This is a genomic window from Desulfofundulus thermobenzoicus (assembly GCF_009428905.1).
Classification (GTDB): domain Bacteria; phylum Bacillota; class Desulfotomaculia; order Desulfotomaculales; family Desulfovirgulaceae; genus Desulfofundulus_A; species Desulfofundulus_A thermobenzoicus.
Genome location: NZ_WHYR01000017.1, coordinates 14,252 through 34,932, shown reverse-complemented (window position 1 = coordinate 34,932; position 20,681 = coordinate 14,252). Strand labels below are relative to the sequence as shown.

The 20,681-nt window shown below is 57.4% G+C and carries 20 protein-coding genes and 1 other RNA gene; 20 read left to right on the top strand and 1 reads right to left on the bottom strand.

Features of this window, described 5'->3' with window-relative positions; genetic code table 11:
• Positions 1-105: 105 nt before the first annotated feature.
• Positions 106-447 (bottom strand): hypothetical protein, encoded by a 342-nt coding sequence (locus tag GFC01_RS07920; RefSeq protein WP_152946095.1) that lies wholly within the window; start codon positions 445-447, stop codon positions 106-108.
• A gap of 171 nt (positions 448-618) precedes the next feature.
• Here GFC01_RS07920 and GFC01_RS07915 point away from each other — a divergent pair, with 171 nt between their 5' ends.
• From GFC01_RS07915 to GFC01_RS07825, 20 genes are all read left to right on the top strand, one after another.
• Entirely contained in the window at positions 619-897 is a 279-nt protein-coding gene (locus tag GFC01_RS07915; RefSeq protein WP_152946094.1) for an acylphosphatase, read from the top strand.
• A gap of 275 nt (positions 898-1,172) precedes the next feature.
• Complete coding sequence (gene recJ / locus GFC01_RS07910) at positions 1,173-4,058, top strand: single-stranded-DNA-specific exonuclease RecJ (protein ID WP_194174866.1); 2,886 nt, start codon at positions 1,173-1,175, stop codon at positions 4,056-4,058.
• A gap of 179 nt (positions 4,059-4,237) precedes the next feature.
• A complete protein-coding gene (locus tag GFC01_RS07905; RefSeq protein WP_152946092.1) occupies positions 4,238-4,756 on the top strand; it encodes an adenine phosphoribosyltransferase in 519 nt (172 codons plus the stop codon).
• A 116-nt stretch (positions 4,757-4,872) separates the two neighbouring features.
• Positions 4,873-7,032, top strand: coding sequence for a RelA/SpoT family protein (locus GFC01_RS07900; RefSeq protein WP_152946091.1), 2,160 nt, complete (start codon positions 4,873-4,875; stop codon positions 7,030-7,032).
• 14 nt (positions 7,033-7,046) lie between these two features.
• Positions 7,047-7,496 (top strand): D-aminoacyl-tRNA deacylase, encoded by a 450-nt coding sequence (dtd, locus tag GFC01_RS07895; RefSeq protein WP_152946090.1) that lies wholly within the window; start codon positions 7,047-7,049, stop codon positions 7,494-7,496.
• 12 nt (positions 7,497-7,508) lie between these two features.
• Positions 7,509-8,138: an MBL fold metallo-hydrolase gene (locus GFC01_RS07890; RefSeq protein ID WP_152946089.1), complete on the top strand. Its 630-nt coding sequence runs from the start codon at positions 7,509-7,511 to the stop codon at positions 8,136-8,138.
• A gap of 296 nt (positions 8,139-8,434) precedes the next feature.
• The gene (gene acsA / locus GFC01_RS07885) at positions 8,435-10,120 is read left to right on the top strand and encodes an acetate--CoA ligase (protein WP_152946088.1); all 1,686 of its coding nucleotides are present in this window, start codon (positions 8,435-8,437) and stop codon (positions 10,118-10,120) included.
• Between the two features lie 131 nt (positions 10,121-10,251).
• Positions 10,252-10,998, top strand: a complete 747-nt coding sequence (locus GFC01_RS07880) for a CpaE/TadZ family protein (RefSeq protein WP_152946087.1) — start codon at positions 10,252-10,254, stop codon at positions 10,996-10,998.
• 251 nt (positions 10,999-11,249) lie between these two features.
• Positions 11,250-12,515: a histidine--tRNA ligase gene (gene hisS / locus GFC01_RS07875; protein WP_152946086.1), complete on the top strand. Its 1,266-nt coding sequence runs from the start codon at positions 11,250-11,252 to the stop codon at positions 12,513-12,515.
• A 6-nt stretch (positions 12,516-12,521) separates the two neighbouring features.
• Positions 12,522-14,321 (top strand): aspartate--tRNA ligase, encoded by a 1,800-nt coding sequence (gene aspS, locus GFC01_RS07870; RefSeq protein WP_152946085.1) that lies wholly within the window; start codon positions 12,522-12,524, stop codon positions 14,319-14,321.
• Positions 14,322-14,415: 94 nt separating this feature from the next.
• Positions 14,416-14,598, top strand: a non-coding RNA gene (ssrS, locus tag GFC01_RS07865) — 6S RNA.
• Between the two features lie 88 nt (positions 14,599-14,686).
• Complete coding sequence (locus GFC01_RS07860) at positions 14,687-15,409, top strand: tRNA threonylcarbamoyladenosine dehydratase (RefSeq protein WP_341473833.1); 723 nt, start codon at positions 14,687-14,689, stop codon at positions 15,407-15,409.
• Positions 15,410-15,544: 135 nt separating this feature from the next.
• Positions 15,545-15,874, top strand: coding sequence for a thioredoxin (gene trxA / locus GFC01_RS07855; RefSeq protein ID WP_152946084.1), 330 nt, complete (start codon positions 15,545-15,547; stop codon positions 15,872-15,874).
• A 168-nt stretch (positions 15,875-16,042) separates the two neighbouring features.
• Positions 16,043-16,315 (top strand): transcriptional regulator, encoded by a 273-nt coding sequence (locus GFC01_RS07850; protein WP_152946083.1) that lies wholly within the window; start codon positions 16,043-16,045, stop codon positions 16,313-16,315.
• A gap of 219 nt (positions 16,316-16,534) precedes the next feature.
• Entirely contained in the window at positions 16,535-16,984 is a 450-nt protein-coding gene (locus GFC01_RS07845; RefSeq protein WP_152946082.1) for an RrF2 family transcriptional regulator, read from the top strand.
• A 226-nt stretch (positions 16,985-17,210) separates the two neighbouring features.
• Positions 17,211-18,437 (top strand): cysteine desulfurase NifS, encoded by a 1,227-nt coding sequence (gene nifS, locus GFC01_RS07840; RefSeq protein WP_152946081.1) that lies wholly within the window; start codon positions 17,211-17,213, stop codon positions 18,435-18,437.
• Between the two features lie 47 nt (positions 18,438-18,484).
• Positions 18,485-18,862 (top strand): Fe-S cluster assembly scaffold protein NifU, encoded by a 378-nt coding sequence (gene nifU, locus GFC01_RS07835; protein ID WP_152946080.1) that lies wholly within the window; start codon positions 18,485-18,487, stop codon positions 18,860-18,862.
• Positions 18,862-19,953: a tRNA 2-thiouridine(34) synthase MnmA gene (gene mnmA, locus GFC01_RS07830; protein ID WP_152946079.1), complete on the top strand. Its 1,092-nt coding sequence runs from the start codon at positions 18,862-18,864 to the stop codon at positions 19,951-19,953. The genes nifU and mnmA overlap by 1 nt, the downstream gene beginning before the upstream one ends.
• A gap of 175 nt (positions 19,954-20,128) precedes the next feature.
• Positions 20,129-20,302, top strand: a complete 174-nt coding sequence (locus tag GFC01_RS18750; protein WP_194174865.1) for a hypothetical protein — start codon at positions 20,129-20,131, stop codon at positions 20,300-20,302.
• A 23-nt stretch (positions 20,303-20,325) separates the two neighbouring features.
• Positions 20,326-20,526 (top strand): YtxH domain-containing protein, encoded by a 201-nt coding sequence (locus GFC01_RS07825; RefSeq protein WP_341473832.1) that lies wholly within the window; start codon positions 20,326-20,328, stop codon positions 20,524-20,526.
• The last annotated feature ends 155 nt before the right edge of the window (positions 20,527-20,681 follow it).

Here is a 20,681-nt window from a genome sequence, read left to right as displayed (position 1 = left end):
CTGGAACCGGAGGTGGCTGAAGCATTACCCGGCCTGTCCGGGAAAGCCGGCAATGGTTGACATCGCGGTTAGCCACGCTTCTTTGCCGGTGAAGGGCCAGCCTTGTCAACGAATTTTTTCCTGCCAGGTAATTATTTCTTCCGGCCTCTTTTTCCGGGCCAGGGGGTCCGTCAGGTATTCGTGGGCACCGCTGGCTGCTGCCGCCACCAGAATGGCGTTTGCCAGGGCCAAACCCACCGTTTCCAGGGTGACGTTGCCCCGTACGGCCACCACAAACAGCTGGGTTAAAAAGGCCACCAGGATGGCCAGGGGCCGCACGGCCCGGTCTCCCCAGCGTTCCTTGACCGGTGTTTTTAAAAGGGCCGTAACCATGGAGACAAACAGGACCAGCCCGCCGAAGGTACTCAAGGTTTCCACGGTAAAAAATTCATGGGGCACCTCTGGCATTGTTCAACCCTCCTTCAATTGTATGGCTGGAAAAGTCCTCTTGCTGCCATATTATGCCGGCCGGCGCCCTATGGTCAGGGTTAAATGGTGTTAATGGCGGCTGTCCGGGACGGAAACACTTTAAGTGAAAGCGACCGGTTTTTTTGATGTTTGCTACAGGGGGTTTTTTTCTTGGTTCGCAAACATGTTTTTATCAGCGGCAAAGTGCAGGGCGTTTATTTTCGTCTTTACACCCGGGATACGGCGGTGAAGTATGGTGTTACCGGCTGGGTGCGTAACCGCCGGGACGGGCGGGTGGAAGCGGTTTTTGAAGGGGCGGAAAATGCCGTGGAGCAGATGCTGCGCTGGTGCTGGGAGGGTTCTCCTTCTTCCCGGGTAGAAAAGGTGGAAGTACGGGACGAGCCTTACCGGGGGGAGTTCAGCAGCTTTGACATTAACCCGACTGTATAAGCAATCGTTAAACATGCGGCCAGTCACGCTTTCAGCAGTGAACCGGCCGGTGTTTTGTTTTATGCAGATATCACTGTCGCCCTGGTGGCCCGGCGGGCCGTCCGCTAGAGGCGGAATTCCAATCGCCCTGGTCTCTTTCCATCCCCTTTATACCGTACAGTTTATAACAGAAGACAGAGGCAACAGAGGAAAAACGTCCGTCCTGCCGGGCGTCTTTTCTTTTTGCATTGCCATACGCCATGGTCTCATTTTATAATCTAATTGGAGTTGATTGGATGCAGAATATGGTAAAAAAGAAATGGCGTCTGAAAGAGGCGGACCCCCTGTTGCAATTTATCCTGGCCCGGGATCTGGGGATTTCCCCCCTGACGGCCCGCCTCCTGATTACCCGGGGCGTATGTACGGTGGAAGATGCGCGGATTTTCTTAAAAGGGACACTGGAGCACACGGGTGATCCCTTTCTGCTGGCCGGGATGGAACGGGCGGTGGAAAGAATCCTGGCTGCCGTTAAGCAAGGGGAGAAAGTGCTGGTTTACGGAGATTATGATGTGGACGGGGTTACGGCCACGGCACTGCTGGTGAAGGTGCTGGAGCGACTGGGTACCCGGGTGGACTATTATATTCCCAATCGTTTCACCGAAGGCTACGGCCTGCACGGGGAAGCCCTCCGCCGGGCCGGAGAGGAAGGTTATCGCCTGCTGGTTACCGTGGATTGCGGGATCAGTGCCGTTGCGGAGGTGGAAGAGGCCCGGTCTGCCGGGGGACCGGAGATCATCATTACCGATCACCACCAGGTGCCGGAAGAAATTCCCGGCGCCCTGGCCGTAATTAATCCCAGGAGAAAGGATTGTACATACCCTTTTAAAGACCTGGCCGGAGTGGGGGTGGCCCTGAAGCTGGCCCAGGCCCTTTTAAAGGCCGCCGGTGAGGGAAAAAACGCCTGGCACGATTACCTGGACCTGGCCTGTCTGGGTACGGTGGCCGATATTGTGCCCCTCACCGGGGAAAACCGCCTGCTGGTAAAATACGGCCTGTCCAAACTGGCCGCCACCGGCAGTCCGGGGTTAAAAGCGCTGATGCAGGTGAGCGGGATCAGGCCGGAGAATATGGGGGTCAGGGATGTGGGCTTTGGCCTGGCTCCCCGGCTCAATGCCGCCGGCCGGATGGGCGATCCCCGCCGGGCGGTGGAACTTTTGCTCTGCCGGGATGAGCACCGCGCCGCCGAACTGGCGGCGGAACTGGACCGGCACAACCGGGAACGCCAGCAGGTGGAGAGCCGCATTCTGGCCGATGCCCTGGGCATGATTGATGGGGAGGGTTATGCCCGGGACCGGGTGGTGGTCCTGGCTTCCCCGGCCTGGCACCCGGGGGTGACCGGCATTGTGGCCTCCCGCCTGGCGGAGTCGCTCTACCGGCCGGTACTGCTGGTGGCCCTGGACGGGGAAGAAGGCAGGGGTTCCGGCCGCAGCATCCCCGGCTTTCATCTTTACCGGGCTTTACAGCACTGCCGGGAGTACCTGACCACCTTTGGCGGTCACGCCGGCGCGGCCGGTTTTTCCCTGCCGGCCGGTCACATTGATGCCCTGCGGGAAAGTATCAACCAGTATGCCCTTTCCCTTATTCCTCCGGATTTAATGGTCCCCGTCCTGGAGGTGGATGCCCGGGTTTCCCTGGAGGATATTTCCGTTCAGCTGGTTAACGAACTGGCCATGTTATCTCCCCATGGCCACGGTAATCCCGAGCCATTGCTATCCTGCCTGGGAGTATCGGTGATCAGTTGCCGGGAAGTGGGGCGGGATGGCAGCCACCTGAAGCTGCTGGTCAAAGAAAATGGCATCTTAAGAGACGGCATTGGTTTTCATCTGGGTGGTCACCTGGATAACCTTGCGGCCGGTGAGGCCCTGGACATGGCCTTTGTACCCTCCCTGGACCACTGGAACGGTACCGTCCGGGTTCAACTGGAAATTAAGGACCTGCGGTGTACCGGTGACCTGAAGGCTGTATCTCCAAACGGGGAAGGTCGCCTGCTTCCGGACCGGGCCAAAGGTCATTTTTTGGATACCCTCTTCAAGGAAGCCGGTGATTACCTCCCCCGGGCGGCCCCCCTGCTGTTTCTGCCGGCCTTTGTACAGCGCAAGCTGGTGGAATACGAGCAAAAGGGATATGGCGCTGGTTTACCCCTGCATTACCACCCCTCCCTTTTCCTGTGTACCTCCGCCGGCCAGCCGGGGCTGGAAATTATCTCCGGGGCGACCTGTGCGGCCGCGGAAGAAGGGTTGGATTCCAGGATGGCGGCCCATGAACCGGAGTTTTCCTGCCGTCCGGTGGACTGCCGGGGCCGGCCGGAGCGGCCCTCCTGGCTGGCCGGCCTGGCCGACGGGGGGGAACCCGCCCTGGTGGTGGTCAGCTCGCCGCACCGGGCGGTGGAACTGGCGACATACCTGCGCCGGATCTGTTCCGGTCCCGGTAAAAAAGTGGCTTTCTGTCACTCCTGGTTGCCTCCGGAACAGAGAACCATGGTGAAAGAACTCTTCACCGGCGGGCAGATCAATGTGGTACTGGCTACACCGGACATGGTATTTACCCTCTCGGAAGCCGGTCCCGGCCGGATGGTGGTCTATCACCTGCCCTATGATCATGGGGATTGGGAAATGATCCGGAAGGCGGCGCACAGGGGAAAGGTGGATTACGTTTATCTGCCCTTCGGCCCCGACGACCACCGGCAGGCCCGGGCCTACCTGGCGGCCCTGGTGCCGGAAAGGGACCTGCTGGCCCGTTTATACGCCCTTTTACGGCAGGGGCTGGGCTCCCCGGGTTCAGTCCCCCGGAAAATGCCGGCGGGGGAAAACGGTCACCGGGGGGAGCAGCAGTTGTTTCTCTACCACCTGGCCGGATTGTTGCGCCGCGCCGGATGTCCCTGGGCCCGCAGTTTTACCGTGGGGATGGGCCTGGCCGTACTTACCGAACTGGAACTGCTGCAGTGGTCTCCGGATCAGTACCGGCCGGTACCCCGGCGTTCCGGGGGCCGGGAAAAAATTCCCCTGGCCGCTTCCCCCACTTACCGCTGGCTGCAGGAGCTCAAGGAACGGGCCATTAAGTGGCAGAAGTATGCCCTGCAGGCACCGGCGGATCTGCTTATGGAGTGCCATCCGGGTTTTTAGCAGATGTATGGCAGGTCAAAGAGGGTGGTCCCATGCCTGCCTGGAGGTGGCAATATACCTGCCCGGGTTATAATATTTCCCGGGGGATTTTATGGTCCAACTACCCGGGCGGCGGCCGAACACGGGCGCCGGCCCTGTGGTTTTGGGTTTATATTTCATAATTCCAGGAGGGGAGCCGCATGGATCTGAAAAGTAAAATTCGCGTCATTCCGGATTACCCCCGGGAGGGGATCAGCTACAAGGACATCACCACTTTGCTGCGGGATGGCCGGGCCTTTCGCTATGCCGTCCAGCATCTGGCCGGGCAGTGCCAGCACAAGGAGGCGGATCTGGTGGTCTGCCCCAAAGCCCGGGGCCTGATGATTGGTGCACCAATGGCCTACATTCTGGGCACCGGCCTGGTGGTGCTGCGCAAGCCCGGACAGCTGCCCGGGGAGGTTTTTACCTGGCATTACGATGTGGAATTCGGCGGTGATGCCCTGGAAGTACACCGGGATGCCATCGAGCCGGGGCAGAAGGTGCTGGTGGTGGATGAACTGCTGGCCACCGGCGGCACGGCCCACACGGCCATCAAACTGGTGGAGGAACTGGGGGGAGAAGTGGTGGGCGCAGCCTTTTTAATTGAACTGACAGGGCTTGGTGGACGATACAAATTAAGACACTATGACACCATTTCCCTGGTGCAGTATAATTATTAATATAGGTAATTGCGGCGACGACGGCGCTGACAGCATTGCGGCTCACTGCATAGCCGGGCCGTTTCCAGTATTTTTTAGAGAGATTCCGGTAGCGCTCTGGAAGAAGGGACTTATTGATGCTGCAGGAACTGGTGCACAAGGTTGCCTTATATAATCCCCGGGCCGATGCGGCTTTTTTAAACAAAGCCTTCCATTTTGCCGCCCGTGCCCACGGGGATCAAAAGCGCATTTCCGGGGAACCCTTTATCCACCACCCGGTGGCGGTGGCCCGGATACTGGCCGATCTGGAGCTGGATCTGGAGACCCTGGTGGCCGGCCTGCTGCACGATGTGGTGGAGGATACGCAAGTCACCCTGGAGGAAATCCGCGCCGAATTTGGGGATGAAGTGGCCCTGCTGGTGGATGGGGTGACCAAGTTGAGCCGCCTGGAATACCGTTCCAAGGAAGAGCACCAGGCGGAAAATCTGCGCAAGATGTTTCTGGCCATGGCCAGGGACATCCGGGTCATCCTGATCAAGCTGGCCGACCGGCTGCATAACATGCGTACCTTGAAGTACCAGTCCGAGCCCAAGCAAAAGGAGATAGCCCGGGAAACCCTGGAAATATTTGCTCCCCTGGCCCACCGGCTGGGTATATACCGAATGAAGTGGGAGCTGGAAGACCTGGCCTTTTCCTTTCTGGAACCGGAAAAATATCATGAACTGGCTGAACGGGTGGCCCGTACCAGGAAAAAACGGGAGGAATACATCCGGGAAGTAATAAAAATCCTGCAGAAAAAACTGCTGGCCGTGGAAATAAATGCGGAAATCCAGGGCCGGCCCAAGCACCTGTACAGCATTTACACCAAGATGCAAAAACAGCTGAAGGATTTCAGCGAGATTTACGATGTCATGGCCGTACGGGTGATCGTGGATTCCATCCGGGATTGCTATGCCGCCCTGGGTACCGTCCACACCCTCTGGAAACCCATCCCCGGCCGGTTTAAAGACTACGTGGCCATGCCCAAATCCAATATGTATCAATCCCTGCACACCACTGTGCTGGGCCCCCAGGGCGAACCCCTGGAAATACAGATTCGCACCCGGGAAATGCACCGTACGGCCGAATATGGTATTGCCGCCCACTGGCGTTACAAGGAGGGTGGCCGTTCAGACAAAAAATTCGAGGAAAAACTGGCCTGGCTGCGCCAGCTCCTGGAGTGGCAAAACGACCTGCGGGATGCCCGGGAGTTCATGGAAAGCCTGAAGATCGATCTTTTTTCCGATACGGTTTTCGTTTTCACTCCCATGGGGGATGTGCTGGAACTGCCGGCGGGCTCCGTGCCCATTGATTTTGCCTACCGGGTGCACACCCAGGTGGGCCACCGTTGTGTGGGTGCCAGGGTAAACGGGCGCATTGTGCCCCTGGACTACCAGTTGAAAAACGGCGACATAGTGGAAATCCTCACTTCCAGGCAGGCGGCCGGCCCCAGCCGGGACTGGCTGAACCTGGTGAAGACCTCCCAGGCTAAAAACCGCATCCGCCAGTGGTTCAAAAAGGAACAGCGGGAAGAAAACACGGTCAAGGGCCGGGAGGCGCTGGAGCGGGAAGCCAGGAAGCAGGGCGTGGAACCGGAGCTTTTAAAAGGGGAGCGCATCCTGCAATTGGGACGGAAATATAACCTGTCCACGGTGGAAGATGTTTACGCCGCCGTGGGTGACGGTACCCTTACCCCTCTGGCCGTCATCAACCGGTTGCGGGAAGAAATCAAAACGGAAAAAAAGAGCCCGCCTGTGGAGTTGCCCCATGGGAAGGCCGAAAACCGCCCCGGGGATTCCATGGGCCGTTCCACCCGGGGGATCCAGGTGCGGGGTGTGGATAACCTGCTGGTGCGCCTGGCCCATTGTTGCAATCCCGTGCCCGGGGACCCCATTATCGGATACATCACCCGGGGGCGTGGAGTGTCCGTTCACCGGCTGGACTGCAGAAATGTGGCTCTGTTTCAAAGGGCGGAACAGGACCGGCTGGTGGAAGTGACCTGGGAAGGGGATTTTCAGGCTCCTTTTCAGGTTAAACTGGAAGTGTCCGGTATGGACCGGGCCGGTCTGCTGGGTGATGTGATGGCCGTGCTCGCCGATATGAAAATCAGCGCCACCTGGGTAACCGCCCGGGGACGGAAAAATCACCAGGCGGTGATTGAACTGGTGCTGGAAATGAAGAGCAAGGAACAGATGGATTTGATGGTCAGCCGCATCAACCGGGTTAAAGACATCTACGAGGTCAGGCGGACCAGTTGAAAAGGAGGAAATTCATGCGGGCGGTGATCCAGCGGGTAACCAGGGCAGCGGTAACTGTGGATAACGCGGTGGTCGGCGCCATCGGACCCGGTCTGGTGGTGCTGCTGGGGGTGGGCAGGGAGGATACGGAGGATGATGCGGCCTACCTGGCCGTAAAGGTGGCCCACCTGCGCATCTTTGAGGATGGGCGGGAAAAAATGAACCGTTCGGTTATGGATGTGGGTGGTGAGGTGCTGGTTGTATCCCAGTTCACCCTTTACGGCGACTGCCGGCAGGGAAGGCGTCCCGGTTTTGAGCGGGCGGCCCGGCCGGACCTGGCCCGGGAATTGTACGGGGTTTTTGTGCAGAAACTGGAGGAGCAGGGGGTATCCGTGGCCACCGGGGTATTCCAGGCCCACATGGTGGTGGAAATAGTCAACGACGGTCCGGTTACCCTGCTGCTGGACAGCAAAAAAGAGTTTTAGGAGGTGTATTCGTTGATTTTTGAAGGATTTCCCGTGGGTTCCATGGAAGCCAACTGCTACATCATCGGCTGTCCGGAGACAAAAGAAGCGGCGGTGGTGGATCCCGGGGCCGAGGGCGGGCGCATTTTACGCCGCCTGGAGCAGCTGGGGCTGGCGTGCCGCCAGATCATTTTAACCCACGGCCATGTGGATCATATCGGCGCCCTGGGACAGTTGCGGGAGGCCACCGGCGCGGCGGTGCTCATCCACCGGGAAGATGCGGAAATGCTCACCGGTGCCGGCCGCAATCTTTCCCTTTACATGGGCATGGCGGTCAGTTTTGAACCGGCGGATCGCCTGCTGGAGGACGGGGACCTTATTAACGTGGGCAAAGTAACCTTAAGGGTGATCCATACTCCCGGTCATACCCCGGGCGGTATTTGTCTGGTGGCGGGTGATAATTTGCTCACCGGAGACACCCTTTTTGCCGGTTCGGTGGGCCGTTCCGATTTTCCGGGAGGAAATCACCGGCAATTGATCAATTCCATAAAAGAAAAACTGCTGGTCTTTCCACCCGAAACCAGGGTGTTGCCCGGTCACGGGCCATCGTCCACCATTGGCGAGGAAGCCAAATATAATCCCTTTTTAAACGGGCAATTATGAAACTGGTTCCGGGTTCGGGGTTTGGATTTATGAGTTCCGGGCTGCCGGTTGCGAGTTTAAATTTTTAAAAAGGCAATTAACAGATAACCCCTTTTTTGCATAAAAAATGATAGTGTAATAAAAGGCCGGTTAAGCGCCGGCCTTATTCCATTTTTGCCCGTACGGCAACCGGCTGAAATAATGTATATTGTTTTTAAATTATGACAAGCAGGAAAATTTTGAGCTGGAGAGAAATAACAAAAGAGCGGTTCTTTATGATACCTGGAGTATGGGAGAAAAAGGGGGAGGAAGGTATTATGGCAATCATTCCTGCCCGTCCGGGGGACCATAACCTGAAGGACTATGCCCGGGCCCGAGAAACATTTCGCTTTGAGGATGTGGAGCGGGAGTTCAGCTGGTATACCACCGGACGGGTCAATGTGGTTTATGAAGCAGTGGACCGGCAGGTGGAAGAACGGGGGATGGGGCAGCAGGTGGCCCTGTATTATGAATCGGGAGAGAGACAGGAGGAGTATACCTTTGGCCGCCTGCAGGAAGAATCTGCCCGTTTTGCCGCTGTGTTAAAAAAATATGGCGTGCAGAAGGGGGACCGGCTGGGTATTTTCCTGCCCCGCAGTCCGGAACTTTACATCAGCTTTTTAGGGGCCGCCCGGTTGGGCGTGGTGGTGGTGCCCCTTTTTGAGGCCTTTATGGCCGAAGCATTGCGGGACCGCCTGGGAGATAGCGGAGCGGTGGGCGTGGTCACCACATCCGAACTTTACCCGCGGCTGCCCCTGGACCAGTTGCCGGCGTTAAAGCATATCTTCGTGGTGGGGGAAGACATTCCCAAAGGGGCGGTGGACTGGCACCGGGAGATGTCCCTGGTTACGGAAACGCCGCCCCTGGAATGGGTGGGCCGGGAGCACCCCCTGTTTATTCTTTACGCTTCCGGAGCCGATGGGAAGGCCCGGGGCCTGGTGCACGTGCATAATATCATGGTGGGCCTTTTGATCACCGCCCGCTGGGTGCACGACCTGCGGCCCGGTGATGTCTACTGGTGCACGGCCGATCCGGGCTGGATTACCGGCATTGCCTACGGTTTCCTGGCCCCCTGGCTGCTGGGGGTGCCGGTGGTGGTGCGGGGAGGCCGGTTTAATGCCGAGGACTGGTGCGCCACCCTGGCCAGGTACCGGGTTTCGGTTTGGTACAGCGCCCCCACGGCCTTCCGGATGCTCATGTCCGGTGGTGATGAACTGCTGGCCCGGTATGACCTGAACCGCCTGCGTCATATCCTGAGCGTGGGTGAGCCCCTGACGGAAGAGGTCATGGAGTGGAGCCTGAAGAAGCTGGGCCAGCCCATCTACGACACCTGGTGGATGAGTGAGACGGGGATGAACATGATCTGCAACTACCGCTGCATGCCGGTCAAGCCGGGATCCATCGGCCTGCCCTTGCCGGGTATCCATGCGGCCATTGTGGATGACGAAGGAAAGGAACTGCCGCCGGGTAAAATCGGCAACCTGGCCATTCGTTCCGGCTGGCCGGCCCAGTTCCGGGCGGTGTGGAATGATCCGGCCCGTTACCAGCAGTATTTCCAGCACAGACCCTGGTTTATCTCCGGCGACGCCGCCTACCGGGATGAGGAGGGCTACTATTATTTCCAGGGCAGGGTGGATGGTGTGATTAACACCTCCGGCGAACGGGTGGGACCGGCTGAAGTGGAGAGCAGGCTGGAAGAACATCCGGCGGTGGCCCGGGCCGGGGTGGCCGGCAAGCCCGACAGGCTGCGGGGGGAAATCGTCAAGGCCTTTATTGAGCTCAATCCCGGTTACCGCTGGTCCGAGGACCTGGCCGCCGAATTGCGCAACTTCGTGAAAACGGGCCTGGCCGCCCACGCCGCTCCCCGGGAATTTGAAGTAAAGGAATCCATCCCCCTGACCAGAGACGGCCGGGTGGACCGCCGGGTGCTGCGGGAGTGGATCCTGGGTCTGGGTGGCCGGTAATACAGGGGGTTGGACTTGAGGGACAGCATGTATTTCTTCCCGGTATCCGCAAAATTTCATCCGCCGGCAGGATTTTGGGCTTTAACGGGCGAACAGGAGGGTTTAAGTCATTTTATGGAGGTGCAGCGTCGTTGGCGCAGAAAATGATTGCCGTATACGGAGTCCGGGAGGGGAGCGGGAAAACCGTGGTGGCCCGGGAGCTGGCCGGAGCTTACCAGTTGCGGGGAAAGAAAACCCTGCTGGTGGATATGGTTCTGGGCGGGGGCCAGATTGCCGGATCCCTGGGTTTATCACCGGAACCCAACCTGGGTCAATGGCTCCAGGAAATGGACCGGCAGATGAATGAAGACCTGCCCCCTTTTGCCCTGCGCTTTTCGCCGGAAGAAGTGGCCCCTTTCATCCAGCATCATTACACGGGACTGGACGTGCTGGCCGCCAGCCCCCTGGATTTCCCCGGCCGGGCGGCCGGAATGGTGGAAGTGGTGATTACCCACTTAAGACCCCTGTCCCATGAGGTAATTATTTTCGATACCCGTTCCGTCGTGCGGGAATACGTCCTGCGCCTGCTATCACTGGTAGATACAGTTCTGCTGGTAACCGACAGCTACCGTTATCATCTCGAATATGCCGCCGGGGTTTTGGAACGGCTGCGGGAAGCGGGAGTCACTACGGATCATTTTCAGCTGGTGCTGAACCGTATGCCTACTTTAACTGACGAATCTCCCCGGGAAGCGGCCCGCCAGCTGGGCCTGCCCCTGGCCGGTGTGCTCCCCGAACTTCCCGCAATGCAACCGGGAAGAAACAACCGGACGTTATCCTATGAACTGGTGGATCATTTTACCCGGTCCATCAATCAGCTGGTTGAACGTCTGGAATAAAGGCAGGAAGGTTGACAAACCTTTTCCTTTTGCATACAATGGGGAAGTAAAGTAACGGGAATGCTCCCGTTCCGGCGCTTTGAATGTGTGAAGTGTGATGTCGAATGTGAGGTTGTTTATCGGATTCGGCGCAGCCGAATTCTTTCTTAATCTCATTTCCAACTTCCCACATCCCACATCCCACTTCCCGTGCCGTCCGGTACGGGAGTTTGTTCTGTTTTGCAAAATACATCAGTACGGGAGGGAAGGGCATGTTGACCACCCGGCCCCGGGGAACCACCGATATTCTGCCCGGCCAAACGGAAAAATGGCAATATCTGGAGGACACCATCCGCCGTCTCTGCCGGCAGTATGGTTACGGGGAAATCCGCACCCCCATCTTTGAACATACCGAGCTCTTTGTACGGGGCGTGGGTGAGACCACCGACATAGTGGAGAAGGAAATGTATACCTTTGTAGACCGGGGGGAGCGCAGCATCACCCTGCGGCCCGAGGGCACGGCCCCGGCCGTACGGGCCTACCTGGAAAACAGGCTTTTTGCCGGTCCCCAGCCGGTGAAATTATACTATATCGGTCCCATGTTCCGTTACGACCGGCCCCAGGCCGGACGTTACCGGCAGTTCCACCAGTTTGGGGTGGAGGTTTTTGGCTCCCACGACCCGGCGGTGGATGCGGAAGTTTGTGCCATGGCCATGGACCTGTATGCCCGTTTGGGGCTGTCCGGCCTGAAGCTGCATATTAACAGCGTGGGCTGCCCCCGCTGCCGCCCGGTGTTGCGGGAAAAGCTCCGGGAATTTTTCCTTCCCCGCCTGGATGGTCTCTGCGCCAGCTGCCGGGAGCGCCTGGAGCGCAACCCCCTGCGCATTCTGGACTGCAAGGTGGATACCTGCCGGCAGGCGGCTGTGGATGCCCCGGCCGCCCTGGATTATCTCTGTCCGGATTGCAAAGAGCATTTTCAGGCGGTTTTAAAACACCTGGATGCCCTGGGGGTGGCCTACCAGGTGGACCGCTTCCTGGTGCGGGGGCTGGATTATTATACCCACACGGCCTTTGAAATTATGGCCCCGGATATCGGCGCCCAGAGCTCCGTGGGCGGCGGGGGCAGGTATAACGGCCTTATTGCCGCCTGCGGCGGGCCGGATACACCCGGCATCGGCTATGCCCTGGGCCTGGAGCGCATTCTCCTGGCCATGGAGAGGCAGGGGGTTGTCTTTCCCGGGGAAAAACGCCTGGATGTGTTCCTGGCCACTGCCGACGATGCGGCCCGGGAGAAGGCCCTGCCCCTTTTACAGTCGCTGCGCCGGGAGGGGCTGGCCGCAGACCGGGATTATCTGGGCCGCAGCCTGAAGGCCCAGATGAAGTATGCGGGCAAGCTGGGAGTGGAACTGGTGGCCATCCTGGGCAGCGATGAGCTTTGCCGCGGGGTGGTTACCCTGAAAAATATGGCCACGGGACGCCAGGAAGCGGTCCCCCTGGACCGCCTGGCGGACGAAATACGCAACAGTAAAGGGGAGTAACACTGAATGCGGGAAACACTGGCGGGTTTAAAGCGCACCCACCACTGCGGGCTGCTGCGATCCACGCACATAGGCCAGTCAGTGGTGCTGATGGGTTGGGTACAGCGTCGCCGGGATCACGGCGGGCTGATCTTTATCGATTTGCGCGACCGTTCCGGCCTGGTGCAGGTGGTCTTCAGCCCCGACGGGGCCGGGGAGCACTTTCAGCGGGCCGAGGCCGTGCGCAACGAATACGTGGTGGCGGTGGTGGGGCAGGTGGTGGCCCGACCGGAGGGTACGGAGAATCCCAACCTGCCCACGGGGGAGATTGATGTGGTGGCCCGGGAACTGTATATCCTGAACCAGGCCAAAACCCCTCCTTTCTACATCGAGGACGGGGTGGATGTGGATGAAAATGTACGCCTGCGTTACCGTTACCTGGACCTGCGGCGGCCGGAAATGCAAAGGGCGCTTATTTTAAGGCACCGGGCGGCCAAAGCGGTGCGGGATTTCCTGGACCGCCACGGTTTCCTGGAAATTGAAACGCCCATGCTGACCCGCAGCACACCCGAAGGGGCCCGGGATTTCCTGGTCCCCAGCCGGTTGAACCCGGGCCGTTTCTACGCCCTCCCCCAGTCCCCGCAGCTTTTCAAGCAGATTTTGATGGTATCTGGCCTGGAAAGGTATTTCCAGATTGTCCGCTGTTTCCGGGACGAAGACCTGCGGGCCGACCGGCAGCCGGAGTTTACCCAGATCGACATTGAGATGTCCTTTGTGGATGTGGATGACGTTCTGGAACTGATGGAAGAGATGATTGCCTGGCTGTTCCGGGAAACCATTGGCGTGGAAGTGCCCCGGCCCTTCCCCCGGCTGTCCTACCGGGAAGCCATGGACCGCTTCGGGTCGGACAAGCCCGACACCCGTTTCGGTATGGAGATAAAAGACATCACCGATGTGGTGGCCGGATCCGGGTTCAAGGTTTTTGCCTCGGCGGTGGCGGCGGGGGGGCAGGTCAGGGGAATCAATGCCAGGGGATGCGGCCATTTCAGCCGCAAGGACCTGGATGATTTGACCTCCTTTGTGGCCATTTACCGTGCCCGGGGCCTGGCCTACTTCTTCGTTACCAGGGAAGGGGTTCGTTCCCCCATTGCCAAGTTCTTTACGGAAGATGAAATAAAGGCCATCTGTGGGCGCCTGCAGGCCGAACCGGGGGATTTGCTCCTCTTTGTGGCCGACCGGCCGCCGGTGGTGGCCGCTTCCCTGGGGGCCCTGCGGGTACACCTGGCCCAGCGGCTGGGCCTGATTCCTGAAGATGTTTACAACTTCCTCTGGGTGGTGGACTTTCCGCTGCTGGAATGGGATGAAGAAGAAAAACGCTTTGTGGCCATGCACCACCCCTTTACCTCTCCCCGGGAAGAGGACCTGCCCCTTCTGGAGAGCGATCCGGCCGGGGTGCGCGCCCGGGCCTATGATCTGGTTTTAAACGGCATGGAAGTGGGAGGGGGCAGTATCCGTATCCACCGCCGGGAAGTGCAGGAAAAGATGTTTGCCGCCATCGGCCTGTCTCCGGAGGAGGCCCGGGAGAAGTTCGGCTTTATGCTGGAAGCCTTTGAATACGGCACGCCGCCCCACGGGGGTATTGCCTTTGGTTTCGACCGGCTGGTCATGATCCTGGCCGGAAAGAAGACCATCCGGGATGTGATTGCCTTCCCCAAGACCCAGAGTGCCACCGATCTGATGACCCGTGCGCCGGGGGAGGTATCTTCCGAACAATTAAGGGAATTACACATTCGTATAAATGTTCCGGTACCAGAGAAGGAAAAATAATTGAAAAGGCTATTCCAGCAATTCACCCCCGGCAAATATGCCGAAGTACTTGCCAAACTGAATGTTTTGTGTTAACATAATAGCTGCAAAGGCAAATACCCTGCTATGTGCGTGGGCACCTTGAAGTTTTGAGCCAACACCTTTAAAAAGGGAGCCCGGGCTCTGGCTGTGGCTTGTAAGCCCCCATTGAGGGGACACAAAAAGCAGCCAGGAGGGCACCCACCTGTTGAGAGCAGGTTCAAGAAACTCTGGGGTTCACGGCATAAGTGGGGTTTCTTTTGTTAAGTTGAACGCAGGTTTTCAGTATTTGTGCTGAAAACCTTTATTTATATTTAAAATCCGGTGTTATATCACGGAGGTATGGCGTGGAAGACATATTCGCCCGTACGGAGTTGCTGATCGGTCAGGAAGGGCTGGAAGTATTGCAAAACAGCCGGGTAATGGTTTTTGGTCTGGGCGGGGTGGGTTCTTATGCCGCCGAGGCCCTGGCCAGGGCCGGTGTGGGCAACCTGGTACTCATTGACTGCGATTGCGTGGCACCCAGCAATATCAACCGGCAAATCCATGCACTGCTCTCCACCCTGGGGAAACCCAAAGCCCTTCTCATGGCCGAACGAACCAGGCAAATCAATCCCCGGCTGGTGGTGGAAGCCCGGGTGGAACGCTATACGCCCGGCGATGGTGAGCGTTTTCTCAGTGATACCCCTGATTATGTGGTTGATGCCATTGACGATGGGCCGGCCAAGGTGGATCTGCTGGCCGGCTGTGTTTGCCGGGGCATCCCGGTGGTTTCGGCCATGGGTGCCGGCAATAAGCTGGACCCCACCGCCTTCCGGGTGGCGGACATTGCGGAAACTGCGGTCTGTCCCCTGGCGCGGGTCGTTCGCCGGAGATTGCGGGAACGGGGTATTCACACCGGGGTTAAGGTGGTGTTTTCCACCGAACCTCCCCTGCCGTCAAGGGGAACTGCGCCGGACAATGGCCGGACGGTGCCGGGGAGTATTTCCTTTGTACCGCCGGTGGCCGGATTCATCCTGGCCGGTGTGGTGGTGCGGGATCTTCTGGCCCGCCGGGGAAACAATATTTAACTTTTATCCTTTCAGTGGTTAACCATAAATGAATTGACAGGAACTTTCAACGGGTATTATAATGGGAGATGGACGGTTAGCTGCTTGTTTGGGGGTATCTGGCGGTCAGCCTATTGGGGAAAGGAGAGAAAGATAATGGCCAGCGAAAGAATTCATATTTTAACCGACAGCAATTTCAGTGAATTCGTATCGGCAGCCCGGACTCCCGTACTGGTGGATTTTTGGGCGGCGTGGTGCGGTCCGTGTAAAATGATTGCTCCGGTGGTGGAGGAAATCGCGGAAGAATATGAGGGCAAGGTACAGGTTGCCAAGCTAAATGTGGATGAAAACCAGAAAACGGCGGCCGATTACAGGGTGATCAGTATTCCCACATTGATTGTTTTTAAGAACGGGCAGGAACTGGAACGTTCCATAGGTTTTAAAACTAAAAAAGAGTTAAAGGCCATCCTGGAAAAGCACTTATAATATTTACCATGATAAAGTCCTTTGGGCACGTTTCATTGGAAACGTGCTTTTTAATTTTTTTAAACTTTTTTTTAGTCCGGCTGTATTATTTGGTTAAAGAAATGACCATACTATTAGCAAGGTCCAAAAGATTAATATTTTGATGGGTTTACGGGGGAGGTGAGAGAAATGACTGGAATCAGCCTGGTGGAGTATTTCCAGAGGGTGAATGACCGCCTGCCCGGCGAGGCGGAGCGGGTGTTGCACGCCCTGCTGGAGCAGGGGAGCATGAACAAAGAAGAGCTCTCCCTGACGGCCAAGGTAAAACGGGCGGTCCTGGATCATGTGGTCATGCAACTGTACGCCCTGGGCCTGGTAGATGTATCCACCGAGGGTAAGAGTAAAATCTGCAGTGTAACCAAGCTGGGCGGCGATTTTCTCGCCCTGATCAAAGCCAGCTGAACGGGCCATTTCAACTGACTGGTTGGCGCCGGCTCAACAGGGCCGGCCCTTTACTTTTGGCATGACCCACGCAATTTTTACCGTGGGGTAATCCATAGTAATTTGCTTGGTTTTATTGACAGGCCGTTTTTCCTGTGCTAATATTGTATCGGGGGTAATCCCGAGTAATTTACTGTGGATTCGAAAAAGGATTCAAAACTCCTTCCGGGAGGTGACGATTTGCGACTTTCCACCAGGGGACATTACGGTCTGAAGGCCATGTTTGATCTGGCCCAGCATTACGGGGTCGCACCTGTTTCTTTAAAAAGCGTGGCCCAAAGGCAGAATCTCTCCGAACACTATCTGGAACAGTTGATGGCCATGTTGCGTAAAGCCGGCCTGGTCAGAAGCGTCCGGGGAGCCCAGGGGGGATATATTCTGGCCAGGGATCCGGAAAAAATCATGGTCGGAGAGGTAATCCGGATCCTGGAAGGACCCATTGCGCCGGTGGAATGTGTCAATGAAGTGGATCCCAAGGAATGTGACCAGGCCGATTGCTGTATTTCCCGTACCGTCTGGGCGCGGGTAAGGGACAGCATTGCCCAGGTGCTGGATTCCATCAGCCTGGCCGATATGTGCCGGGATGCGGCCAGGGTCCGGGAACCTGGAGGGCAAAATGAACAACAGTAATAGCAGTACCTGAAAAAGGCCAGTATATTTATAAGTGCCGGGGGCGTATGACATTCTGGACCATCGACCAAATATTAAGGAGTCACCCATGCCGCTAATAGCGGCACCATGGAGGATGAAAATGGGATTTTGAAGGAGGTTTATACAGAAAATGGCGCAGCCGGTTTCTACTTAATCCCACCTCCAACCTCTTACCTCTCATTTCACTATAAGGAGGCAGTTGTAGATGACCCGTCGAGTCTATTTCGACCACAGCGCCACCACGCCGGTGCATCCGGCAGTGGTGGAGGAAATGTGCCGTTTTTTAAGGGATAATTACGGTAACCCCACCAGCCTGCATTCCTTCGGCCGTCAGGCCAGGAAGGCGGTGGAAGAGGCCAGGGAGAAGGTGGCGGCGGCCCTGGGCGCCGATCCGCGGGAAATCGTCTTTACCAGCGGCGGCACTGAAGCCGATAACATGGCCATCCATGGTGTGGCCTATACCAATCTCAACCGGGGCAACCACATCATTACCTCCGCCGTGGAACACCACGCCGTGTTAAATACGGTGAAAGCCCTGGGCAAGCAGGGATTTACCATCACCATCCTGCCGGTGGACAAGTACGGCATGGTCAGCGTGGAAGACGTGGCGGCCGCCATCACCGATAAGACCATCCTGATCACCATCATGCACGCCAATAACGAAGTGGGCACCATCATGCCCATCCGGGAGATCGGCCGCCTGGCCCGGGAAAAGGGTATTCTCTTCCATACCGACGCCGTACAAAGTTTTGGCAAGATTCCCGTCAATGTGGATGAACTGAATGTGGATCTGTTAAGCATTTCCGGGCACAAGATATACGGGCCCAAGGGTATCGGCGCCCTGTACATCCGCAAGGGCAGCCGGTGGAGACAAACCCTGTTCCACGGGGGTGCCCAGGAAAAGCTGCGCCGGGCCGGCACGGAAAACACACCCGGTATTGTCGGCCTGGGCAAAGCTACGGAGCTGGCCATGCAAAATATGGAAGCAGAAGCGGCCCACCTGACCCGCCTGCGGGATAAATTGATCCGGGAAGTGACCGGCAGGATCAGTCACGTAAGCCTGACGGGGCATCCGGTACACCGCCTGCCCAACCATGCCAGCTTTTGCTTTGAATTTGTCGAAGGCGAATCCATGCTTTTAAGCCTGGATATGCAGGGCATTGCCGCCTCCAGCGGTTCCGCCTGTACCTCCGGTTCCCTGGAGCCGTCCCATGTTCTCCTGGCCATGGGCATTCCCCACGAAGTGGCCCATGGTTCCATCCGCCTCACCCTGGGCCGGGACAACACGGAAGAAGATGTGGATTATTTCCTGGAAGTAATGCCGCCCATTGTGGAGCGGTTGCGGGCCATGTCCCCCCTGGATCAGGAGACGGAGTTCGCCCTTTCCGGCCAGTGCAACGGCTGCCGGGTGAGCCATTCCTGCCGGGCATAGGACGGTTATCTGGCTCAATACTATTTTACGGGGAGGTCTAAAAGCGGATGTATTCGGAAAAGGTCATGGATCATTTTGCCAACCCGCGCAATGTGGGCGAGATTGCCGACGCCGACGGGGTGGGACAGGTGGGTAATCCCGTATGCGGGGATATTATGAAAATTTATATCAAGGTAAAAGACAATGTAATTGAAGACATAAAATTCAAGACCTTCGGCTGTGGTGCAGCCATCGCCACCAGCAGTATGGTGACGGAAATGGTCAAGGGCAAGACCCTGGATGAAGCCATGAAAATCAGCAATAAGCAGGTGGCCGAAGCCCTGGACGGGCTGCCTCCCCAGAAAATGCACTGCTCCAACCTGGCGGCCGACGCCCTGCACGCGGCCATTGAGGACTATCGCAGTAAACAACAAAAGGTGAAATAATGAAACCGAGGGTCGTTGTGGCCATGAGCGGCGGCGTGGACAGTTCGGTCACCGCCGCCCTTCTGGTTGAACAGGGATTCGCAGTAATCGGGGTGACCATGCAGATCTGGGACCCGGCAATCACCGAGGTGGCCGGGGAGCATGTGGGTTGCTGCTCCCTGGCCGCGGTGGATGATGCCCGCCGGGTGGCCGACCGGCTGGGCATTCCCTATTATGTGATGAATTTCCGGCACATTTTTGCGGAAAAGGTGGTGGATTATTTTACCAGAGAGTACCTGCGGGGCCGCACGCCCAACCCCTGTATTGCCTGCAACCGTTACATAAAGTTTGAAGCGTTGCTCAATAAAGCCCGGGCTCTGGGCGCCCAATATGTGGCCACCGGTCACTACGCCCGCATTGTCTTTGATCCCCGGCGCAACCGTTATTTGTTATGCCGGGCAGAGGATTCCCGGAAGGATCAAACCTACGTGTTGTACAACCTGACCCAGGAGCAGATGGCCCATACTTTGATGCCGCTGGGGGAGTATACCAAGGACCAGGTGCGCCGCATGGCCGCCGAAAGGGATTTACCGGTGGCGGAAAAACCGGAAAGCCAGGAGATCTGTTTTATTCCCGATGATGATTACCATCGTTTTTTGGAAGAACGGGCCGGCGAGAAAATCAAACCGGGACCCTTTCTGGATCTGGCCGGCAATGTCATCGGGCGGCACCGGGGGATTCCCTTTTATACCATCGGGCAGCGGCGGGGACTGGGTATCGCCGCCGGGGAAAGGCTATATGTGGTGGATATGGATCCAAAACGCAATGCGGTGATCCTGGGGCCCGTGGAGGCCATCATGGGGGAGGAGCTGGTGGCGGAGGACTTAAACTTTATTTTGATTGACCGGTTATCCGAGCCCATGGATGTGGAAGCCCAGATCCGGTATAACGCCCGTCCGGCACCGGCCCGGATCAGTCCCCGGGAGGACGGCCGGGTGGAGGTGCATTTTCACCGTCCCCAGCGGGCCATCACCCCGGGTCAGGCGGTGGTGTTCTACCTGGGCGGCTGCGTGGTGGGTGGCGGTATAATCGCCCAAAGGAAGTGCCGGTAAATTTTCCCCCGAAGGGGTCGATTTTCTGGAAATAGATACCATATAAACGCCGGTTGTTTTTTTTATCTAACTTTTTGGGCTCAAGGATTTTTAACTCTCCGGCGGGTGTATTTTTTACGTTGTTACCGGGCATAATGCCTTTTGAGAAGGACTTTTCACAGGAGGCGAATTCTTTTTGCAGTGCCCGGTATGTGGTGGCAAAGCCACGGGAAAAGTGGGCCAGGATCAATATTATTGCTGGGATTGTTGTGTAGAATACCGCCTGAACAAGGAAGGAGTCCAGATTTACGAGGTGGCCGAAGACGGCAGCCTGGTGGCCTTTGACCCGCATAACCAGTTCCTTCTTTAAAAATTGGCCAGGGGGTGAAGGCGGTGCGTCTGGGATTCTGGCGTGGTATGGTTGCCGGTAGTGTGGTGGGTGCACTGCTGGGTATGATTATGGGCCCACCACAAAGAAAGCCCGGGGGGAAAAATATTTTTCGCATTACCCGCCGGACGGGTCCCATGTCCAGGACTCGCCGGATGCTCCGGGGGGTAACCGGCAGGGTCAGCGAGATCATCCGTGACCGGTAAAAGTGAGGCGCCGCCTCACTTTTTCCTTTTGTTTCTCAGGCTTTCCGGTCTTCAAAGCCAGTCCCTTGACACGCCAGAGGCTGATTTTGTATAATTACAGCGAAAAAGGGAGGGACTTCCCCGGATGCCAGCGGGGTGGTTTTCTTTTTATGACT